Here is an 18,608-nt window from a genome sequence, read left to right on the forward strand (position 1 = left end):
AACTCCATGCCCATCTACATCGGCGCGGCGATGATCGCGGTGGCGATCCTGCTGTCGACGCTGATCACGGGACTGACCTCCCGCTATGTCGGGCTTGGAGGGCCGACCGACGAGAACATGTGGCTGGTCGATCGTCTCACCGGTAGCGTCTATCGCTGCCAGGCGGAGGAGCGCGGCAAGGCCTCGTGCGAACCCGATGTCGCAACAGGCAGCGTTGGCGAGCGGTCCAAAGCCCCGAAAGCTGGCCGCTGAGCTGTCCGCCTTCGCACCGCAGCAAGAAAATTGTCTTCTCCACGAAACGTCTTCGCCAGAGAAATACGTAATTGCGAAGGCCGGCATGACGCCGGTTTCGTCTTACGGAGGAGACTTTTCGATGAAAATCTTGCTCACAGCAGCCGCTTTGGTCGCGTTCGCCGTTTGCCCTGCATCGGCCGCCATGATGGCGTGCACCAGCGATAATATGATGAAGTCCGCCGCCATGATGGGCGGCACGGCGGATACGCCGGCCAAGACGGCCATGAACAAGGAAATGGCCATGGCCAACACCGACATGAGCAACGGCAAGATGAAAAGCGCCTGCATGCATTACATGAAGGCGCAGAAGGCGATGTCGATGAAGTAGGCACGGGTAGCGCACCTCCCGACCGCGCTGTCAGCAGATGGCAGCGCGGTTTTTCCTTGTCCGCTCCTGGATCGGCTTCTTGCCTGGATGCGAATCCCGCTACACTGCATTCCGCAATGTCCCGCGCGCCCAAACCAATTCCACTCACCACGACACAGGCCCGGCAAATCTGGCTTCATGCCCAGCGGCTAGACGAGCGCGCGCCGTTCGGTGACGGCGCGCAAGCCGTCGCCGACGCGGTCGCCCATCTCGGCTATGTGCAGATCGACACCATCAACGTGATCGAGCGCTGCCATCACCACATCCTGTTTAGCCGGATCCCGTCCTACCGCCGCGCCGACCTGCGCCACGCCCAGAGCATCGACCAGAGCGTCTTTGAATATTGGACGCATGCGCTCTCTTATGTGCCGGCCGGTGACTTCCGCTTCTTCCTGCCCGCGATGCGCGAGCACCGGCGTGAGGGGCACAAATGGTTCGCCTCGGTGAAGCCTGCCGACATGCGCAAGGTGATGCGGCTGGTGCGCGCCGGCCCGCTGACGATCCGCGACATCGAGGACGACGTGCTCACCGAGAAGGAGCATCTCTGGCAAAGCCGAAAACCCTCGAAGCGCGCGTTGCAGCTCGCCTTCTATACGGGTGCCGTGACCGTCAGCGAGCGCCAGGGCATGCTCAAGACCTATGAGCTGATGACGCGCCATTTCGGCTGGGACAAGCTGCCGAAGCCCGCGTCGGCAAAGGACATTACGGCCTATCTGCTCGATCGCGCGCTGCGATCGCAAGGTGTCGTGAGCCTCGATTCGGTCTGCCATCTCGACGCGCCGCGCAAGACGGCGGTGGCTGCGCTGATCGCCTCGCGCGTCCGCCGTGGCGAGCTCGTGCCTGTCGCCATCGACGGGGCCGGCAAGCAGGCGCACTGGGCACCGCCGGCTGTGCTCGAGCCCGGCGAGCGCGCGCCGCCGGATCTCGTCCACATCCTCTCGCCGTTCGATCCGCTGATCATCCAGCGCAAGCGCACCAATCTCATTTTCGGCTACAACCATTTGTTCGAGGCCTATGTGCCGAAGGCCAAACGCAAGCTCGGCTATTTCGCGCTGCCCGTACTGGTCGGCGATGAGATCGTCGCCGCGCTCGATCTGAAGACCGACCGCCAGGCGAAGAAGCTGTTGATGCAGAAATGGACCTGGGTCGGCGAGGGGAAGAAGACCGTGCGGCGCAAGGAGCTGAAACGGAAGATCGAGGAGGAACTCGATCGTTTTGAGAAGTTTCAATTGGCGGAGTGAGATGCGCCCTCGTCGGTCTGTAGGGTGGATTAGCGAAGCGTAATCCACCTCTTTCACTTCCGCGGAGACAAACAGTGGTGGGTTACGCTGCGCTAACCCACCCTACGCACCTTGGCGAGCCGATCAATCCAAACGCCGAACGCGATCCCGGCCGCATAAGCCAGCAAGTTCCACGGCGAGAAGATGCGCCCCAGCAGCAGCGCACCGGCCGTCGTTAGCCGGAACGCATCGAGCCATGGCGTATGGACGAGCCGGGAAAACTCAACAGCGACCGCGATCGCCATTGCGATCGCTGCGATCTGTGTCCGTGACAGCCGTGGCAGTAAAACCCCGACCAGCAGAAACACCATGGTCGCCCATAGCAGCGAGCCGCCATACTTCACCACGAAGGCGGGGAGCCCGAGCGGAAAGCCGTACCAGCGCAACGACAATCCACATGCGATCACGACCAGCGCCAGCCCGGCGCGGATCAGCGATGTCCGAAGCGGCGCAATGGGTTTGACCGGTTGCGCCTGATGCATTGCTTGCTCCATTGACTCTTTCGCGGCGATCCTCAAAACCCCGCATCAGCCCATAAAAGCAACAACCCCGGGGGAAGCCATGAACCAGACTACGACCTATGCCGGTTCGACCGGCGCAGCCAAGTCGGAAATCGAGACCTCGACGATCCGCGCCATCTCGTGGCGCCTGATCCCGTTCCTGGTGCTGGCCTACTTCTTCTCCTATCTCGACCGCGTCAATCTCGGCTTCGCCGCGCTGACCATGAATGCCGAGCTGAAATTCACGCCGCTGATCTTCTCCTGGGGCGCCGGCATCTTCTTCATCGGCTATTTCATCTTCGAGGTGCCGAGCAATCTGGCGCTGGAGAAGTTCGGCGCCAGCCGCTGGATCGCCCGCATCATGGTGACCTGGGGCATCATCTCGGCGCTGATGGCGCTCACGAGCGGCGTCACGAGCTTCTACGTGCTGCGCTTCCTGCTCGGCGTCGCCGAGGCCGGCTTCTTCCCCGGCATCATCCTCTATCTCACCTATTGGTATCCGGCCGAATATCGCGCCCGCTTCCTCGCGGCCTTCGCCATCGCCGTGCCGGTCTCCACCGTGATCGGCGCACCGGTCTCGGGCCTGCTGCTCGGGCTCGACGGCGCCATGGGCCTGAAGGGCTGGCAGTGGCTGTTCATCATCGAGGGCATTCCCTCGGTGCTGCTCGGCATCGTCACCTGGTTCTATCTCACCGACAGGCCGGAGAAGGCGGATTGGCTCTCGGCCGATCAGAAGGCGTGGCTTAAGACCAAGCTCGATGCCGAGATCGCGGCCAAGCAGGCGGTGAAGCATTTGTCGCTCAGTGAAGCGCTGACCTCACCGAAGGTGATCATGCTCGCCCTGGTCTATTTCGGCTTCGTCGGCGCGCTGTACGGCATGCAGTTCTGGCTGCCGCAGATCGTCAAGGCGTTCGGCCTCACCAACGCCCAGACCGGCTTCGTCACCGCGATCCCGTATTTGTTCGGCACTATCGCGATGATCCTGTGGGCGCGGCATTCCGATGCCACGCGCGAGCGCGTGATGCATGTCGGCGCGCCGTTGCTGCTCACCGCCGTCGCGCTCGGCGTCTCCAGCTATCTCACCGACCCCACCCTGACGATGATCGTGCTGACGGTCGCCGCGATCGGCGTGTTCTGCTGCTTCGGCGTGTTCTGGACCTTGCCGACCGCCTGGCTGTCCGGCACGGCGGCGGCCGGCGCCATCGCCTTGATCAACTCGATCGGCAATCTCGCCGGCTTCGGTGGGCCGTATCTGATCGGCTGGGTCAAGGAAGCCACCGGCCAGACCTCGACCGGACTGCTCGTGCTCGCGGTGCTGCCGTTGATCGCCGGCATCCTGGTCTTCATCGGCGGCCACGACAGCAAGCACGAGTTTGTCGAGCAGGGGCTGTGATCGACTAGTTCGTCATTCCCGGTCGGCTGTCCTCGGTGAACCAGCCAATCCCAAAAAGACGACGATTGCGCGATTGAGTCGTAGCACATCCTCGTCATCGAGGCGTCCGACCAGACTCCCGATCTTGGCTTTCGGTACGGTAGCGATCTTGTCCACCATCAGGCGGGAGGGTACCCGCAGACCATTGCGTTCCGTTTGATTGATAGGCAGGCGAAACAGGGGCGCTTCGGTCTGGTTGGTCGTTAAGGCGCAGACGGTGACTGAGTTCGTGATGTTAAAGCTGTCATCCTGCACGATGACTACAGGACGCGGCTTTCCCGCGTAGTCTTTGCCGCCGGCCAGTGTCCAGATCTCGCCGCGCTTCATTCGTCAATCAGGATCGAGACGGAGTTGATGAAGGCCTGATCGTCATGTTCTTGAGCGCTCGTCGCGACCGCCAGCGACTGACGATGAGCTTCCGCTTTGAAGGACGCGGAGCGAACATCCGGAACCCAAATCTGGATTGGCCGGAGCCCTTGCGCACGCAGGCGCTCGCGATGCTCTCGCACCTTGACGCGTGAAGGCTTTGACTTTGAGGACTCGCGCTTCGAGGAAGAGGTCATATGTCCCTCCGTATCGTTACATGTAACTTATAGCAGATAGTGGGTTCGCGCCAGCCACCGCGACCATTGCAGCCCAGAGCCAACCCTCTGAAAAATCCTTACCACCCCTTAACGATCACGCTTTCCTGATGACTGACGATTATTGACTTTTATCAGTGATTAGTCGACATTCCTCTCATTGCAGCCGAGGGAGTGTCCTCCGATGTTCGTCCGAACTGTTTTGTCCAGCTATTCCAAGCTCTTCGCCGGTGTTTCGCTGGCGTTGATGGCTGCCGCTCTCGCTGGGTGCAATGACACCGTCGCTGAAAAGGCCGAGCCGCCGCGGCCGGTTCTCGTCGCCACCGCCCACTACGATGCCGAAAAGCCCGAGCGCAGCTTCGTCGGCACCATCAGGCCGCGGATCGAGAGCGATCTGGGCTTTCGGGTGGCCGGCAAGGTTGCCAAGCGTCTCGTCGAGGTCGGCCAGACGGTAGAGATCGGTCAGCCGCTCGCCACACTCGATGAAGTCGACTTGAAGCTCCAGGCCGAGCAGGCCGTCGCGGAGCAGACCGCTGCGACCGGCGTGCTGGCTCAGGCCGCCGCCGCCGAGCAGCGCGCCAAGGATTTGAAGGCCAAGGGCTGGACCACCGACGCGCAGCTGGATTCGAGCCGCGCCGCCGCCGACGAGGCCCGCGCCCGCCTGAACCGGGCTGAGCGCTCGGTCGAGCTGACCAAGAATTCCCTTTCCTACGCGACGCTCAACGCCGACGCCCGTGGCGTCGTCACCGCAACGCTGATCGAGCCTGGCCAGGTGGTCTCCGCGGGCCAGACCTCGATCCGTGTCGCCCGCTTTGCCGAGAAGGAAGCGGTCGTCGCGATCCCTGAGACGCTGGTCGGACGTGCCAAATCGGGCGCCGCCAGCGTCACTCTTTGGTCGGAGCCGGGCAAGAAATATACGGCCAAGCTGCGCGAGATCGCGCCCACCGCGGATCCTGCCACGCGCACCTATCTCGCAAAGTTCTCGCTACCCGAGGCCGACGACAAAGTCTCGCTCGGCATGACCGCGACGCTGACCTTGTCGGACGCCGCAACCGAGCGCGTCGCGCGGCTGCCGCTGTCGGCACTGTTCAACGAAGGCGGCAAGCCGTCCTTCTACGTCGTCGACGACAACGGCGCGGTCACGCTGAAGCCGGTCGCGGTGAAGTCCTATGAGAGCAACGACGTCGTCATCACCGGCGGTGTCGAAGAGGGCGCCAAGATTGTCGCCCTCGGCGTTCAGAAGCTCGATCCGGGCCAGAGGGTGCGGATCGTCTCGTCACTGTCCTTTTAAGTCTCGTTTACGAGTTACGTCGTGTGAGGTGAGTTTCGGCCCAAGCGCAAATGCTTTGGCTGAAGCGGCGAAGCGATCCAGAACCTGCCCAGCCCCCTGGATTGCTTCGCTGCCTCGCGACGACGCGTTGAACAGAGTGGCTGTCGTTTTTTGCAAACGGATCTCTTTGGAGAGTGCGATGAAGCGCTTCAATCTTTCGGCCTGGGCCGTCAGCCATCCGACGCTGATCCTGTTCCTGATGCTCATTCTCGGCGTGGCCGGGTTCTTCTCCTATCAGAAGCTCGGCCGCGCCGAGGATCCCTTCTTCACGGTGAAGGTGGTCAACGTCTCCGTGCTGTGGCCGGGCGCGACCGCGCAGGAAATGCAGGCGCAGGTCGCCGATCCCATCGAGAAGAAGATCCAGGAGCTGCCTTACTTCGAGAAGGTCCAGACTTATTCCAAGCCGGGCTTCACCGCGCTCCAGGTGACCTTCCGCGATTCCACGCCGCCGAAGGACGTGCCGTATCTCTTTTATCTGTTGCGCAAGAAGCTGGCCGACGTGCAGGGCCAGCTGCCCTCGGGGATTTTGGGACCCGTCGTCAACGACGAGTTCTCCGACGTCGATTCCATCCTCTACATGATGACCGGCGACGGCGCCGACTACGCCCAGCTCAAGAAGGTCTCTGAGGGTTTCCGTCAGCGCCTCCTGAAGGTGCCGGGCGTGACCAAGGTCGACGTCTACGGCAACCAGGATGAGCGCATCTTCGTCGAGTTCAGCCATGCCAAGCTCGCCACGCTCGGCATCACGCCGCAGGCGCTGTTCGATTCGCTCGCCAAGCAGAACAATGTGACTCCGGCCGGTACGGTCGAGACCTCGTCGCAGCGCGTGCCGCTGCGCGTGACCGGTGCGCTTGACGGCGCCAAGGCCGTCGCCGAAACCCCGGTCGAGAGCAACGGCCGCGTGTTCCGTCTCGGCGACATCGCCACCGTCACCCATGGCTATGTCGACCCGCCGAGCTTCATCGTGCGCCAGGAAGGCAAGGCCGCGATCGGCATCGGCGTCGTCACCGCCAAGGGCGCCAACATCCTCGATCTCGGCAAGGAGGTCGAGAAGGCGACGGCTGAATTCATGAAGGCGGTGCCGCAGGGCGTCGACATCAAGCTGATCGCCGACCAGCCTAAGGTGGTCGAGCACGCCGTCAGCGAGTTCGTGCACTCCTTCATGGAAGCCCTCGTCATCGTGCTGTTCGTGTCGTTCCTGGCACTCGGCTGGCGCACCGGCATCGTGGTCGCGCTGTCGGTGCCCCTGGTGCTCGGCATCGTCTTCGTCGTCATGAACACGATGTCGCTCGACCTGCACCGCATCACGCTCGGTGCGCTGATCATCGCGCTCGGCCTGCTGGTGGATGACGCCATCATCGCGGTCGAGATGATGGTGGTGAAAATGGAGCAAGGCTGGGACCGCATGCGTGCGGCGTCCTTTGCCTGGGAATCCACTGCGTTTCCGATGCTCACGGGAACGCTGGTCACGGCCGCTGGCTTCCTCCCCATCGGCTTTGCCAATTCCGCGGTCGGCGAATATGCGGGCAGCATCTTCTGGATCGTGGCGATCGCGCTGGTCGCGTCCTGGTTCGTGGCGGTGATCTTCACGCCCTATATCGGCGTCATGCTGCTGCCCAACATCAAGGTGCACCACAATCACGATCCGCACGCGGTCTACGAGACCCGCATGTATCGGGGCCTGCGCGCCATCGTGCAGTGGTGCGTCAACCACCGCATCACCGTGGTGGCCGCGACCGTCGGCGTCTTCATCGCCTCGATCGTCGGCTTCGGCCACGTCCAGCAGCAGTTCTTTCCGCTGTCCGAGCGGCCCGAGCTGTTCCTGCAGCTTCGCCTGCCCGAGGGCACCGCCTTCAACGTCACGGAAAAGGCGGTGAAGAAGGCCGAGACCATGCTCAAGGACGACAAGGACATCGAGACCTACACGGCCTATGTCGGGCAGGGCTCGCCGCGCTTCTGGCTCGGCCTCAATCCGCAGCTTCCGAACGAGGCTTTTGCCGAAATCGTCATCGTCGCAAAGGGCGTCGAGGCGCGCGAACGCATCAAGGCCAAGCTTGAAAACGCCGTCGCCGACGGCGCGCTCAACGAGGCCCGCGTGCGCGTCGACCGCTTCAATTTCGGTCCCCCCGTTGGTTTTCCCGTGCAGTTCCGCGTCATCGGCCCCGACGCCAACAAGGTGCGCGAGATCGCCTACCAGGTCCGCGACGTCATGCGGCAGAACAAGAGCGTCAAGGACGTCCAGCTCGACTGGAACGAGCAGTCGCCTTACCTCAAGCTCGTCGTCGACCAGGACCGCGCCCGCGCCATGGGCCTGACCCCGCAGGACGTGTCGCAGGCGCTGTCGATGCTGATCTCGGGCTCACAGGTGACGACCGTGCGCGACGGCATCGAGAAGGTCGGCGTGGTCGCGCGCGCCGTGTCGTCCGAGCGGCTCGACCTCGGCGCAGTCGGCGATCTCACCATCACCTCGCGCAACGGCGTTGCCGTGCCGCTGCAGCAGATCGCCAAGATCGAGTATGCCCACGAGGAGCCGATCATGTGGCGGCGTAACCGCGACATGGCGATCACCGTGCGCTCCGACGTCGTCGACGGCGTGCAGGCGCCCGACGTCACCGGCCAGATCGCGCCGAAGCTGAAGGCGATCAAGGACAATCTCGAGCCGGCCTACCGCATCGAGGCGGGCGGCGCGTTCGAGGAATCCGCCAAGGGCAACGCCTCGATCTTCATTCTCTTCCCGCTGATGGTCATGGTGATGCTGACGCTGCTGATGTTCCAGCTGCAGAGCTTCTCGCGCCTGATCCTGGTGTTCCTCACCGCGCCGCTCGGCATTGTCGGCGCCTCCTTCGGGCTCAACATCGCCAACGCCCCGTTCGGCTTCGTGGCGCTGCTCGGCCTGATCGCGCTCGCCGGCATGATCATGCGCAACGCCGTGATCCTGGTCGATCAGATCGAGACCGACGTCTCGCACGGCCTGACCCGCCGCGAGGCGATCGTCGAGGCCACCGTCCGCCGGGCCCGCCCGGTGGTGCTGACGGCGCTCGCCGCCATCCTCGCCATGATCCCGCTGTCGCGCTCGGCGTTCTGGGGGCCGATGGCCATCACCATCATGGGCGGATTGTTCGTTGCGACCTTCCTCACGCTGCTGTACCTGCCGGGCCTCTACGCCCTCTGGTTCCGCAAGAGCCTGGATGAGGCGGGCACGCCTGAGCAGCCTGCCGCGCCGCAGCATGGGAGCGATGACCAGCACGCAATTCCGCTTGCTGAGGCGGCTGAATAAGTGAAGATAAACTGCTGATTGACGAGTCCTGACAGATGACACTGGTTTCGGAACATATCGAAGGCGACACCCGGGATCGTATTCTCGAGGTGGCTGAGCGGCTGTTCCGCCAGATCGGCTATCTCAAGACCACGGTCGGCGACATCGCCAAGGAGCTCAAGATGAGCCCCGCCAACGTCTATCGTTTCTTCGAATCGAAGAAGGCGATTCATCAGGCGGTGGCCCGCTCGCTGATGGGCGAGGTCGAGCTGGAAGCGCAGCGGATCGTGGCGAGGCCCGGTCCGGTGCTGCCGCGCTTCCGTGAGCTGCTCACCACCATCCATCGCATGAACACCGAGCGCTATGTCGGCGACAATAAGCTGCACGAGATGGTCGAGATCGCGATGCAGGAGGACTGGGACGTCTGCGTCAACCACATGGAATGCATTGCCGGAGTCATCGGCCAGATGATCGCGCAAGGCGTGGCCTCCGGCGAGTTCGAGGCGCCGGACCTGCAACTGGCCGCGCTGTGCGCCTGCACGGCGATGATGCGCTTTTTCCACCCCCAGATGATCGCCCAGTGCGCTACCAAGCCGGGCCCGACCATCGACCAGATGATCGATTTCGTCATCGCGGGATTGTCCCCGCGGCACTGACGCGCCCAGGAATTTCCCCCTATAAGCGGATCTGCCGTCGTTCCGGGGCGCGCAAAGCGCGAACCCGGAATCTCGAGATTCCGGGTTCGGTCCTGCGGACCGCCACGGAACGACGGGCAGTGGAGAAGCAAGCGCGTGACCGACAAAGACCTGCACTTTTACGAGCCCGCCAAGGGCCACGGCCTCAAGCACGATCCCTTCAACGCCATCGTCGCGCCGCGGCCGATCGGCTGGATTTCGTCGCGCGACACCAAAGGCCACGTCAATCTCGCCCCCTACAGCTTCTTCAACGCGTTCTGCTATGTCCCCCCGATCATCGGCTTCTCCTCCACCAACTGGAAGGACACGGTCGAGAACATCCAGCAGACCGGTGAGTTCGTCTGGAATCTCGCCACCATGGACCTGGCGAGGCACATGAACGCGACGGCGGCGCACGTTGGCCCTGAGGTTGACGAGTTCGAGGTCGCCGGCCTCACCGCTGTGCCCGGCAGGCTCGTCAACGTGCCGCGCGTCGGCGAGAGTCCCGTCGCCTTCGAGTGCAAGGTGTCCGACATCGTCCGGCTCAAGGGCGCCGACGGCAAGGAGGCCAATGCCTGGCTGACGCTCGGCGAGGTCGTTGCCGTTCACATCGACAAGGCTATGATCAAGGACGGCGTCTACCAGACCGCCGCCGCCCGCCCGATCGTCCGCGCCGGCCGCAGCGGTGATTATTTCGAGATCAAGCCGGAAAATATGTTCGAGATGGTGCGGCCGGATTAGATCGGCCGACCTCCGTACTCCCGGAACTGCCACCACGCCTCGGCCGTTATGGCCCTGGGCGGCTGCCCGGCCGCGTCAATTCGCGTCTTTTCGCAGGTGAAGTGTTCACCGCCGCCGGCCACTTTCCGCTAAAATGCCCGATCACCGCGCCGATGCATGAGGTCCGCCATGAGCTTCCGCCGCGACAGCCTGACAAAGCCGATCTTCTCCTGGGCACGCGGCGTGCTGCCGGCGATGTCGGACACCGAGCGTGAGGCGCTGGAGGCCGGCGACGTCTGGTGGGACGCCGATCTCTTTACCGGCAACCCTGATTGGTCGAAGCTGCTGAAGGTCAAACAGGCAACGCTGACTGAAGAGGAGCAGGCCTTCCTCAACGGCCCCGTCGATGAGCTCTGCGCCATGCTCGACGAGTGGAAGATCTTTTGGGAATGGCTCGACCTGCCGCCCGATGTCTGGCACTTCATCAAGCGCGAAAAATTCTTCGGCATGATCATTCCGAAGGAGTTCGGCGGCCTCGGCTTCTCGCCTTATGCGCACTCGGAAGTGGTGCGCAAGATCTCGACCCGCTCGATTGCCGCCGCGGTGACGGTGATGGTGCCGAACTCGTTAGGCCCTGGCGAACTCCTGATGCACTTCGGCACCAAGGAGCAGCAGCAGCGCTGGCTGCCGCGTCTTGCCGACGGCCGCGACATTCCCTGCTTCGGCCTCACCAGCCCCGAGGCCGGCTCTGATGCCGCCTCGATGGTTGACACCGGCATCATCTGCAAGGGCACCTTCGAGGGCCAGGAGGTGCTAGGTCTGAAACTCAACTGGCACAAGCGCTACATCACGCTCGGTCCGGTCGCGACGCTGCTTGGCCTCGCCTTCAAGGCCTACGACCCCGATCATCTGGTGGGAAGCCAGGAAGAGCTCGGCATCAGCGTGGCGCTGATCCCGACCAACCTTCCCGGCGTCGAAATCGGCAAACGCCATCTGCCGTCGATGCAGGTGTTCCAGAACGGCCCGAATTGGGGCCGCGACGTCTTCATTCCGCTCGACTACGTCATCGGCGGCCAGGCGCGGCTGGGGCAGGGCTGGAAGATGCTGATGACGGCGCTCGCCGCCGGCCGCGGCATCTCGTTGCCGTCGCTCTCCGCCGCCGGCGCCGCCTATGCCGCCCGCACCACCGGCGCCTATGCCCGCATCCGCGAGCAGTTCGGCATTTCCATCTCCAAATTCGAAGGCATCGAGGAGCCGCTCGCCCGCATCGTCGCGACCGCCTATCAGCTCGATGCGGCCCGCCGGCTGACCTGCGCCGCGCTGAATGCCGGCATCCATCCGGCCGTTATCTCCGGCATCATGAAGCTGCACGCGACCGAGCGGATGCGCACCGCGGTCGATGACGCCATGGACATCCATGGCGGCAAGGCCGTGATCGACGGTCCGCAAAACTATCTCGGCAATCTCCACCGTGCCGTACCTGTCGGCATCACCGTCGAGGGCGCCAATATCCTCACCCGCAATCTCATCGTGTTCGGACAGGGCGCCATCCGCGCCCATCCGTATTTGCTCGACGAGATGAATGCGCTCGCGGATGCCGATCGCGAGCGCGGGCTCACTGCCTTCGACAAGGTGTTCTGGAAGCATGTCGGCCACAGCTTCGAGACACTCTTGCGCGCGTTCGGCCGGAGCTGGAGCTTTGGCATCTTCGCGCTTGCCCCGGATGCAGGTGACGCCAGGCCATTCTATCGTCAGCTCTCGCGCTACTCCGCTGCGTTTGCCCTCTGCGCCGATATGGCGCTGCTGACGCTCGGCGGCGCGCTCAAGCGCAAGGAGATGCTGTCGGCGCGCTTCGGCGACATCCTGTCCGAGCTGTACCTGCTCTCGGCCGCGCTCAAACGCTGGGAGGACGAGGGCCGGCAGAAGGAGGACTTTGCCGCGCTCGAATGGTGCATGGCGACGGGCTTTCGGACCATCGAGAACCGGCTTGCGGAGATTCTCGCCAATCTGCCGAACCGCTTCGTCGCAGGCATCCTCAAATTCGTGGTCCAGCCATTCGGCGCCCGCGTGCTGGGTCCCTCGGACCGGGTTGTGCATCAATGCGCGAGCTTGGTGCTGGAGCCGTCGGCCGCGCGCGACCGCCTCACGCCCGACCTCGCTTATGTCGACGACGATGGCGGCTTCGCCCGGCTGGAGCGTGCGTTCAACCTGGTCGCAGGTACGGACGCCATCGCCAGGCGAATGCGCGCGGCGCATATGAGCGACTGGAAGGATGCGGTGGCCAAGGGTGTGATCACGCAGGCCGAAGGCGAGCAGCTGGCCGCGGCCCGCGAAGCCGTCACTGAAGTGATCGAGGTCGACGATTTTGCGCCGGAGGCGCTGTCGCCGATTTACAAGAAAACCGGCGACGTGCATCAGTTCTTCCAGGAACTCGGTGAACAGAGGGCGGCGAGCTGATGGCACGACCGGTTTTCATCGTCGACGGCAGCCGGACGCCGTTTTTGAAGGCGCGTTCGGGGCCGGGGCCGTTCACGCCGGTCGACCTCGCCGTGCAATGCGGCCGGCCGCTGTTGGCACGTCAGCCGTTTCCGCCTGATACCTTCGACCAGGTCATCCTCGGCTGCGTCAACGTGATCGCGGACGAAATGAACCCGGCCCGCGTCGCCGCGCTCCGGCTCGGTATGGGCGAGGACATGGTCGCCTTCACCGTGCAGATCAATTGCGGCTCGGGCATGCAGTCGATCGACACCGCCTACCGCTACATCCGCGAGGGCCATGCCGACATGATTCTCGCCGGCGGCACCGAGGCGCTTAGCCACGCGCCGCTGGTCTGGCCCAATTCCGGCGTGCGCTGGTTCGCCGGCCTTGCCACCGCCAAGGGCGTCGCCGCGAAGCTCGCTGCCGCCTTCAAGCTGCGGCCGCGCTATCTCAAACCGATCATCGGCCTGGAGCGCGGGCTGACCGATCCCATTACCGACCTGAACATGGGCCAGACGGCCGAAGTCGTCGGCCATCTCTTCGGCATCACCCGCGCGCAGTCCGATGCCTATGCCGCCGAGAGCCATCGCCGGCTCGCGCATGCGCAGGCGGAAGGTTTTCTCAAGGGCGAAGTCGAAACGGCGTTCTCCCGCGACGGAAAATTCTTCGACCATGACGATGGCGTGCGTCCGGACTCGACGGCCGAGTCGCTGGCAAAACTGAGGCCGGTGTTCGAGCGTCCCTGGGGCCAGGTCACTGCCGGCAATTCCTCTCAGATCACCGACGGCGCGTCCTGGGTGATCCTGGCGTCCGACGAAGCGGTCGCCAGGCACGGTCTGACGCCGAAGGCCGTCATCGTCGACAGCAACTGGGCCGCACTTGATCCAAGCATCATGGGTCTCGGTCCCGTGATGTCTGCGACGCCGCTGCTGAAGCGCAACGATCTCACCATCCAGGACGTCCAGACCTGGGAGCTGAACGAGGCCTTTGCCACCCAGGTGCTCGGCTGCCTCGCCGCCTGGAATGACGACAAGTTCTGCCGCGAGATTTTGGGGCTGGACGGCGCTGCCGGTGAGATCGACCGCGAAAAACTCAATGTCGATGGCGGCGCCATCTCGCTCGGGCATCCCGTCGGCACCTCCGGCAATCGCATCGTGCTGCATCTCGTCAACACCATGAAGCGGCTCGGCACGCGGCGCGGCGTTGCCACCGAATGCATCGGCGGCGGGCTCGGCGGCGCCATGCTGATCGAGGCGGTGTGACCATGGATTCCAGGATCATGACCGCGCTCGGCGATCGCGTGCTGGAGCTCGGGCCCAAGCCCGCTGCCTATAGTCCCTACAAGCACTTCAAGCTGACGCGCGACGCCGACGGCGCCGCCTGGCTGCTGTTCGACCGCACTGACGCCAGCGCCAACACGCTGTCCTCGGACGTGATGGAGGAGTTCGACGCCGTGCTGGCGGCGATCGAGACCGAGCGCCCTGCCGGCCTCGTGATCCGCTCCGCAAAGCCGTCCGGCTTCATCGCTGGCGCCGACGTCAACGAATTTCGCGGCGCCAGTGATGCCGGGATGGTGGAGACGCGGATCCGCGCGGCCCATGCGGTGGTCGACCATCTGGAAGCGCTGAAGCTGCCGACGGTCGCGGTGATCCATGGCTTCTGCCTCGGCGGCGGGCTCGAAGTCGCGCTGGCCTGCCAGTCGCGCATCGCCATCGACGGCGCCCGCTTCGGCTTCCCTGAGGTGATGCTGGGGCTACATCCCGGTCTCGGCGGCACCGCGCGCTTCACCGCGCTGGTCAATCCGACCCAGTCGATGGCCCTGATGCTGACCGGCCGCACTATCGATGCCCGCCGCGCCAAATCGCTCGGCCTCGTCGACACCGTGACGCAGGAGCGCCACGTTCGCAATGCGGTGAAGGACGCACTGTTTGGCCGGCTAAAGCGGGTACGGCCGGGGATGCTCACGCGCGCAGCCAATTTCGGCCCGGTGCGCGGGCTGCTGGCCAGGCGCATGCGCTCGGAGGCCGCGAAGGCCGCGTCCCGCGAGCATTATCCGGCGCCCTATGCCTTGATCGATCTCTGGGAGACCCATGACGGCCGCAAGGCCGCGATGCTCAAGGCAGAGCAGGCCTCGTTCGCCAAGCTGATGGTGACGCCGACTGCGCAGAATTTGATCCGCGTGTTCTTCCTGCGCGAGCAGATGAAGAAGGCGGCAGGCTCCGGCAACACGATCAAGCATGTCCATGTCATTGGCGCCGGCGCCATGGGCGGCGACATCGCGGCCTGGTGCGCGGGGCAGGGGCTGCGCGTCTCGCTCGCCGACATGAAGGCGGAGCCGATTGCGGGCGCGGTCAAGCGCGCCGCCGAGCTCTATGGCAAGATCATCCGCAAGCCGACCGAGGTGCGCGACGCGCTCGATCGCCTGATCCCCGACGTGACCGGGGAGGGCGCCCGCAACGCCGATCTCATCATCGAGGCGGTCCCGGAGAAGCTCGAGCTCAAGCAGAAGGTCTATGCCGCTCTCGAGCCGCGGATGAAGCCGGGCGCGATTCTCGCGACCAACACGTCGAGCATTCCGCTCCAGGATTTGCGCACCACGCTGGCGCGGCCGGAGCGGCTGGTCGGCCTTCACTTTTTCAACCCGGTGTCGCGGTTGCAACTGGTCGAAGTCGTCAGCCATGACGGCAACGATGCGCAGGTGCTGAAGCAGGCACTCGCCTTCGTCGGCGCGATCGATCGGCTGCCTTTATCGGTGAGGAGCTCGCCGGGCTTCTTAGTCAACCGCGCGCTGACGCCCTACATGCTGGAAGCGATGGTGATGCTGGACGAGAAGATCGACCAGCGCCTGATCGACGCTGCCGCGGAGCAGTTCGGCATGCCGATGGGGCCGATCGAACTGGCCGACCAGGTCGGGCTCGACATTTGTCTCGATGTCGGCGACATGCTGCGCACCAAGTTCGGCGATCTGCTGCCGCCGACCCCGGCCTGGCTGCGCGAGAAGGTTGCGAAGGGCGAACTCGGCCGCAAGACCGGCAAGGGCTTTTACGTCTGGCGCGACGGCAAGGCCGAGAAGGCGCCGTTACCCGAGACCGGTCCGCGCGTCACCGACCAGATGATCGACCGCCTGGTGCTGCCGATGTCCAACGTCTGCGTTGCGGCGCTTCGCGAGGGTATCGTCGATGATGCCGACATGGTCGATGGCGCCATGATCTTCGGCACCGGTTATGCACCGTTCCGTGGCGGCCCGTTGAACTATGCGCGCACGCGTGGCGTGGATCACGTCGTATCCACTCTGCGCGCGCTGGCCGGCAGATTCGGCGAACGCTTTGCACCGGATCCGGGCTGGGATAATTTCAAGTGAGCAGTTTCAAGTGAGCGATTTCAAGTGAGCAATCTTCGAGTGAGAGAGGCATGAACGAACAAGCCAATGCCGGGCCGGGCGGCGATCTCTGCATCCGCACGCTGGCGATGCCTGCCGACACCAACGCAAACGGCGACATCTTCGGCGGCTGGCTGCTCAGCCAGATGGACGTCGGCGGCGGCGTGTTTGCGTCAAAGGTCGCGAAGTCGCGCACGGTGACCGTCGCCATCGAGGCGATGAATTTCCGCAAGGCTGTCTATGTCGGCGATCTCGTGTCGGTTCACGCCCACCTCGTCCGCGTCGGGCGTACCTCCATCACCGTGCATCTGGAAGCGTGGGCGCTACGCCGCGGCGAGCAGCAACCGTTCCTCGTCACCGACGGCAATTTCACCTACGTCTCGATCGACGAGCACGGCCGCCCGCAGCCGGTTCGCCCGACCGACACCGCGATCGCGACGTAATCGCGCGCGGCGTTGCGCCTCATCTGTCTGATGCGTGCGGCACCGCCAAACGCGGCGCGACTGAGTCACGACGCCGCGGCTTTGCCAAGAACCAGTCATAAAACGGATGAGGTCCCGGCGTACTCAGTTGCCTGTCGATTCGGGGTGGAAACGGCCTCATATGCCCTAGGAACCTTTGGGCAGAGCTGCCGTTATTTGCCCGCACTGAGGAATCTACGGGCCATGCCGGACAGCTACATCATCGAAGTTAATTCAGAGACCGCGGGAATCGTTGTTCGTGGCCAGGGCGGCTATTGCTTCTTCGCCTCGTCCCACCAATTCAACCGTCTCGAAGGCCAGCTCTTCCGCAACGCCCGCGAAGCCGAGCGCGCCGCGCGCAAGCTGGTTAACGGTGATGTGAAGGAAGCGGCGTAAGCGCAGCTGTCATTCCGGGGCGCGTAGCGCGAGCTACGATGCGCAATTGCGCATCTGAGAATCCGTTTTGCCGCAGAGAATGTCGACGAACGAATTCCGGGCCCGCGCCTTTCGGCGCGTCCCGGAATGACACCGTCAATCACAACTTCGTCGCCGCCCGTGAGAGCAGCTTCCAGTCGTCGCCCTGCTTCTGCCAGTTCATCAGGATGTGAAGGTTGGTAGGCACTTTTTTCCCATCGGCCGCCATCTCCTGTTCCGCCACCCAGTGGAAACGCACGATCGCGGCGGGGCCGACGACCTTGATGGTCGGGTCCTTGTACTCGATCGACAGGAATTTGGATTTGCCGTCGGTGGCGTTGGTGACGAAGGTCGCCTTGTCCTCGACCTTGCCGCTGGAATGGCTGTAGCTCACCTCGTCGGCGCAGAGCGCGCCGAGCGCCTTGGGATCGGCCGCGATCTGGGCGAGACGGAACGCCTCGACCTTTTTCGCCACGGCTTCCTCGTCCGCCGAGGCTGCCAGCACCGGTGTCGTGAGCGCTGAGACTGCAAGAGTGGAGACGGCAAGAGCTGGCACGGCAAGAGTCGAGAGAGCCAGATCGCGTCGGTTGATCGTCATCGTTTCCTCCTTTTTGATCTTGCATGGAGTGTTGCAGCCGCGCGCGACTTTGTCGAGTGTCGCGTCGTGGTCATTCACGTGCGTCATTGCGCGATTGCCGCTGTATTGATACGGCTTTCGTATTGATGCGTCATATATTCGGGAAAGTACGGACATGATCGAGGCTATCGGCAGGGCGTTGCTGTTCGACATCGACGGTACGCTCGCCAACACCGATCCGCTGCACCTGAAGGCCTTCAATCAGGTGTTCGGCCCTCGCGGCCATGTCTTCGATCACGCACGCTTCTCCAGGGAGCTGCAAGGCTTCGCGAACGTATCGATCGGTGAGCGCTTTCTGCCCGACGAGGCGCCGGAACGGCGTGCCTTGATCCTAGATGAGAAGGAGGAAGTCTTCCGCGAGCTCGTCGCTGGGCAGATCGAGCCGCTGCCGGGCCTGATGGCGCTGCTCGACAGGGCGGATGCGGCCGGTATTCCCATGGTTGCCGTGACCAACGCCCCGCGGCTCAATGCGGAGATGCTGCTGTCCGGCCTCGGCATCACGGACCGCTTCAAGGCGCTCGTGATCGGCGCCGAGCTGTTGCACGGCAAGCCGCATCCGCTGCCTTATCAGGAAGGGTTGCGCTTTGCCGGCGCCAGCGCGATGGCCTCGATCGCGTTCGAGGACTCCCGCACCGGCGTGCAATCGGCCGCGGCGGCCGGCATTCCGACCATCGGCATCCGGACCAGCCTCAGCCACGCCGATCTCGTCGCCGCCGGGGCTATCGCCTCCGCCAGCGCCTTCGACGATCCGGACCTGCTCGCGCGCCTCACCGCCGCAATGGCGTGGTGAGACCTTCGTCCGTTA

19 protein-coding genes are annotated in these 18,608 nt (G+C 64.0%); 14 read left to right on the forward strand and 5 right to left on the reverse strand.

Features of this window, described 5'->3' with window-relative positions; genetic code table 11:
* Positions 1-6: 6 nt before the first annotated feature.
* The 3 genes from AC0L27_RS30605 to AC0L27_RS30615 all read left to right on the forward strand — a co-directional run bounded on the left by AC0L27_RS30605 (position 7) and on the right by AC0L27_RS30615 (position 1,902).
* Positions 7-252 carry a hypothetical protein gene (locus AC0L27_RS30605; protein WP_354209189.1) on the forward strand — a complete coding sequence of 82 codons (246 nt, stop codon included), beginning with the start codon at positions 7-9 and terminating at the stop codon, positions 250-252.
* A 121-nt stretch (positions 253-373) separates the two neighbouring features.
* Complete coding sequence (locus AC0L27_RS30610; protein WP_354209188.1) at positions 374-622, forward strand: hypothetical protein; 249 nt, start codon at positions 374-376, stop codon at positions 620-622.
* Between the two features lie 116 nt (positions 623-738).
* Positions 739-1,902, forward strand: coding sequence for a winged helix-turn-helix domain-containing protein (locus tag AC0L27_RS30615; protein ID WP_354209158.1), 1,164 nt, complete (start codon positions 739-741; stop codon positions 1,900-1,902).
* A 92-nt stretch (positions 1,903-1,994) separates the two neighbouring features.
* Here the strand turns inward: AC0L27_RS30615 and AC0L27_RS30620 are convergent, their stop codons facing one another.
* A complete protein-coding gene (locus AC0L27_RS30620) occupies positions 1,995-2,423 on the reverse strand; it encodes a ribosomal maturation YjgA family protein (protein ID WP_354209187.1) in 429 nt (142 codons plus the stop codon).
* A 79-nt stretch (positions 2,424-2,502) separates the two neighbouring features.
* Here AC0L27_RS30620 and AC0L27_RS30625 point away from each other — a divergent pair, with 79 nt between their 5' ends.
* The gene (locus tag AC0L27_RS30625) at positions 2,503-3,834 is read left to right on the forward strand and encodes an MFS transporter (protein ID WP_354209156.1); all 1,332 of its coding nucleotides are present in this window, start codon (positions 2,503-2,505) and stop codon (positions 3,832-3,834) included.
* A gap of 12 nt (positions 3,835-3,846) precedes the next feature.
* On the opposite strand, the gene AC0L27_RS30630 is transcribed toward AC0L27_RS30625, so the two are convergent.
* Entirely contained in the window at positions 3,847-4,200 is a 354-nt protein-coding gene (locus tag AC0L27_RS30630) for a type II toxin-antitoxin system PemK/MazF family toxin (RefSeq protein WP_354209155.1), read from the reverse strand.
* Complete coding sequence (locus AC0L27_RS30635; protein WP_354209154.1) at positions 4,197-4,436, reverse strand: antitoxin MazE family protein; 240 nt, start codon at positions 4,434-4,436, stop codon at positions 4,197-4,199. Before AC0L27_RS30635 ends, AC0L27_RS30630 begins: the two co-directional genes overlap by 4 nt.
* A gap of 202 nt (positions 4,437-4,638) precedes the next feature.
* Here AC0L27_RS30635 and AC0L27_RS30640 point away from each other — a divergent pair, with 202 nt between their 5' ends.
* Entirely contained in the window at positions 4,639-5,745 is a 1,107-nt protein-coding gene (locus tag AC0L27_RS30640; RefSeq protein WP_354209153.1) for an efflux RND transporter periplasmic adaptor subunit, read from the forward strand.
* On the opposite strand, the gene AC0L27_RS30645 is transcribed toward AC0L27_RS30640, so the two are convergent.
* Entirely contained in the window at positions 5,731-5,937 is a 207-nt protein-coding gene (locus AC0L27_RS30645; protein ID WP_354209152.1) for a hypothetical protein, read from the reverse strand. The two genes, AC0L27_RS30640 and AC0L27_RS30645, sit on opposite strands and share 15 nt — an antisense overlap.
* Here AC0L27_RS30645 and AC0L27_RS30650 point away from each other — a divergent pair.
* The 8 genes from AC0L27_RS30650 to AC0L27_RS30685 all read left to right on the forward strand — a co-directional run bounded on the left by AC0L27_RS30650 (position 5,924) and on the right by AC0L27_RS30685 (position 17,148).
* Positions 5,924-9,061: an efflux RND transporter permease subunit gene (locus AC0L27_RS30650; RefSeq protein ID WP_275171470.1), complete on the forward strand. Its 3,138-nt coding sequence runs from the start codon at positions 5,924-5,926 to the stop codon at positions 9,059-9,061. The two genes, AC0L27_RS30645 and AC0L27_RS30650, sit on opposite strands and share 14 nt — an antisense overlap.
* Positions 9,062-9,096: 35 nt before the next feature.
* Positions 9,097-9,696, forward strand: a complete 600-nt coding sequence (locus AC0L27_RS30655; RefSeq protein WP_027516353.1) for a TetR/AcrR family transcriptional regulator — start codon at positions 9,097-9,099, stop codon at positions 9,694-9,696.
* Between the two features lie 135 nt (positions 9,697-9,831).
* Positions 9,832-10,455, forward strand: coding sequence for a flavin reductase family protein (locus AC0L27_RS30660; protein WP_027516354.1), 624 nt, complete (start codon positions 9,832-9,834; stop codon positions 10,453-10,455).
* Between the two features lie 168 nt (positions 10,456-10,623).
* Positions 10,624-12,891, forward strand: coding sequence for an acyl-CoA dehydrogenase (locus AC0L27_RS30665; RefSeq protein ID WP_354256354.1), 2,268 nt, complete (start codon positions 10,624-10,626; stop codon positions 12,889-12,891).
* Positions 12,891-14,174, forward strand: coding sequence for an acetyl-CoA C-acetyltransferase (locus AC0L27_RS30670; protein WP_354209150.1), 1,284 nt, complete (start codon positions 12,891-12,893; stop codon positions 14,172-14,174). The genes AC0L27_RS30665 and AC0L27_RS30670 overlap by 1 nt, the downstream gene beginning before the upstream one ends.
* 2 nt (positions 14,175-14,176) lie before the next feature.
* Entirely contained in the window at positions 14,177-16,273 is a 2,097-nt protein-coding gene (locus AC0L27_RS30675; RefSeq protein ID WP_354209149.1) for a 3-hydroxyacyl-CoA dehydrogenase NAD-binding domain-containing protein, read from the forward strand.
* A 50-nt stretch (positions 16,274-16,323) separates the two neighbouring features.
* Positions 16,324-16,734, forward strand: coding sequence for an acyl-CoA thioesterase (locus AC0L27_RS30680; protein WP_247372636.1), 411 nt, complete (start codon positions 16,324-16,326; stop codon positions 16,732-16,734).
* A gap of 222 nt (positions 16,735-16,956) precedes the next feature.
* Positions 16,957-17,148 carry a hypothetical protein gene (locus AC0L27_RS30685; protein ID WP_008137732.1) on the forward strand — a complete coding sequence of 64 codons (192 nt, stop codon included), beginning with the start codon at positions 16,957-16,959 and terminating at the stop codon, positions 17,146-17,148.
* Between the two features lie 139 nt (positions 17,149-17,287).
* Here AC0L27_RS30685 and AC0L27_RS30690 read toward each other — a convergent pair whose 3' ends face one another.
* Positions 17,288-17,764, reverse strand: a complete 477-nt coding sequence (locus AC0L27_RS30690) for a nuclear transport factor 2 family protein (protein WP_354209147.1) — start codon at positions 17,762-17,764, stop codon at positions 17,288-17,290.
* A 154-nt stretch (positions 17,765-17,918) separates the two neighbouring features.
* On the opposite strand from AC0L27_RS30690, the gene AC0L27_RS30695 reads away from it, so the two are divergent.
* Positions 17,919-18,593 (forward strand): HAD family hydrolase, encoded by a 675-nt coding sequence (locus AC0L27_RS30695; RefSeq protein ID WP_354209146.1) that lies wholly within the window; start codon positions 17,919-17,921, stop codon positions 18,591-18,593.
* The last annotated feature ends 15 nt before the right edge of the window (positions 18,594-18,608 follow it).

It is taken from the genome of Bradyrhizobium sp. Ken51 (genome assembly GCF_055807435.1).

What these genes read in the sequence shown, in the direction of transcription:
- AC0L27_RS30605 (WP_354209189.1), top strand. Translation starts at nt 7, where the DNA reads ATGCCCATCTACATCGGCGCGGCGATGATCGCGGTGGCGATCCTGCTG.
- AC0L27_RS30610 (WP_354209188.1), top strand. Translation starts at nt 374, where the DNA reads ATGAAAATCTTGCTCACAGCAGCCGCTTTGGTCGCGTTCGCCGTTTGC.
- AC0L27_RS30615 (WP_354209158.1), top strand. Translation starts at nt 739, where the DNA reads ATGTCCCGCGCGCCCAAACCAATTCCACTCACCACGACACAGGCCCGG.
- AC0L27_RS30620 (WP_354209187.1), bottom strand. Translation starts at nt 2,423, where the DNA reads ATGCATCAGGCGCAACCGGTCAAACCCATTGCGCCGCTTCGGACATCG.
- AC0L27_RS30625 (WP_354209156.1), top strand. Translation starts at nt 2,503, where the DNA reads ATGAACCAGACTACGACCTATGCCGGTTCGACCGGCGCAGCCAAGTCG.
- AC0L27_RS30630 (WP_354209155.1), bottom strand. Translation starts at nt 4,200, where the DNA reads ATGAAGCGCGGCGAGATCTGGACACTGGCCGGCGGCAAAGACTACGCG.
- AC0L27_RS30635 (WP_354209154.1), bottom strand. Translation starts at nt 4,436, where the DNA reads ATGACCTCTTCCTCGAAGCGCGAGTCCTCAAAGTCAAAGCCTTCACGC.
- AC0L27_RS30640 (WP_354209153.1), top strand. Translation starts at nt 4,639, where the DNA reads ATGTTCGTCCGAACTGTTTTGTCCAGCTATTCCAAGCTCTTCGCCGGT.
- AC0L27_RS30650 (WP_275171470.1), top strand. Translation starts at nt 5,924, where the DNA reads ATGAAGCGCTTCAATCTTTCGGCCTGGGCCGTCAGCCATCCGACGCTG.
- AC0L27_RS30655 (WP_027516353.1), top strand. Translation starts at nt 9,097, where the DNA reads ATGACACTGGTTTCGGAACATATCGAAGGCGACACCCGGGATCGTATT.
- AC0L27_RS30665 (WP_354256354.1), top strand. Translation starts at nt 10,624, where the DNA reads ATGAGCTTCCGCCGCGACAGCCTGACAAAGCCGATCTTCTCCTGGGCA.
- AC0L27_RS30670 (WP_354209150.1), top strand. Translation starts at nt 12,891, where the DNA reads ATGGCACGACCGGTTTTCATCGTCGACGGCAGCCGGACGCCGTTTTTG.
- AC0L27_RS30675 (WP_354209149.1), top strand. Translation starts at nt 14,177, where the DNA reads ATGGATTCCAGGATCATGACCGCGCTCGGCGATCGCGTGCTGGAGCTC.
- AC0L27_RS30680 (WP_247372636.1), top strand. Translation starts at nt 16,324, where the DNA reads ATGAACGAACAAGCCAATGCCGGGCCGGGCGGCGATCTCTGCATCCGC.
- AC0L27_RS30685 (WP_008137732.1), top strand. Translation starts at nt 16,957, where the DNA reads ATGCCGGACAGCTACATCATCGAAGTTAATTCAGAGACCGCGGGAATC.
- AC0L27_RS30690 (WP_354209147.1), bottom strand. Translation starts at nt 17,764, where the DNA reads ATGACGATCAACCGACGCGATCTGGCTCTCTCGACTCTTGCCGTGCCA.
- AC0L27_RS30695 (WP_354209146.1), top strand. Translation starts at nt 17,919, where the DNA reads ATGATCGAGGCTATCGGCAGGGCGTTGCTGTTCGACATCGACGGTACG.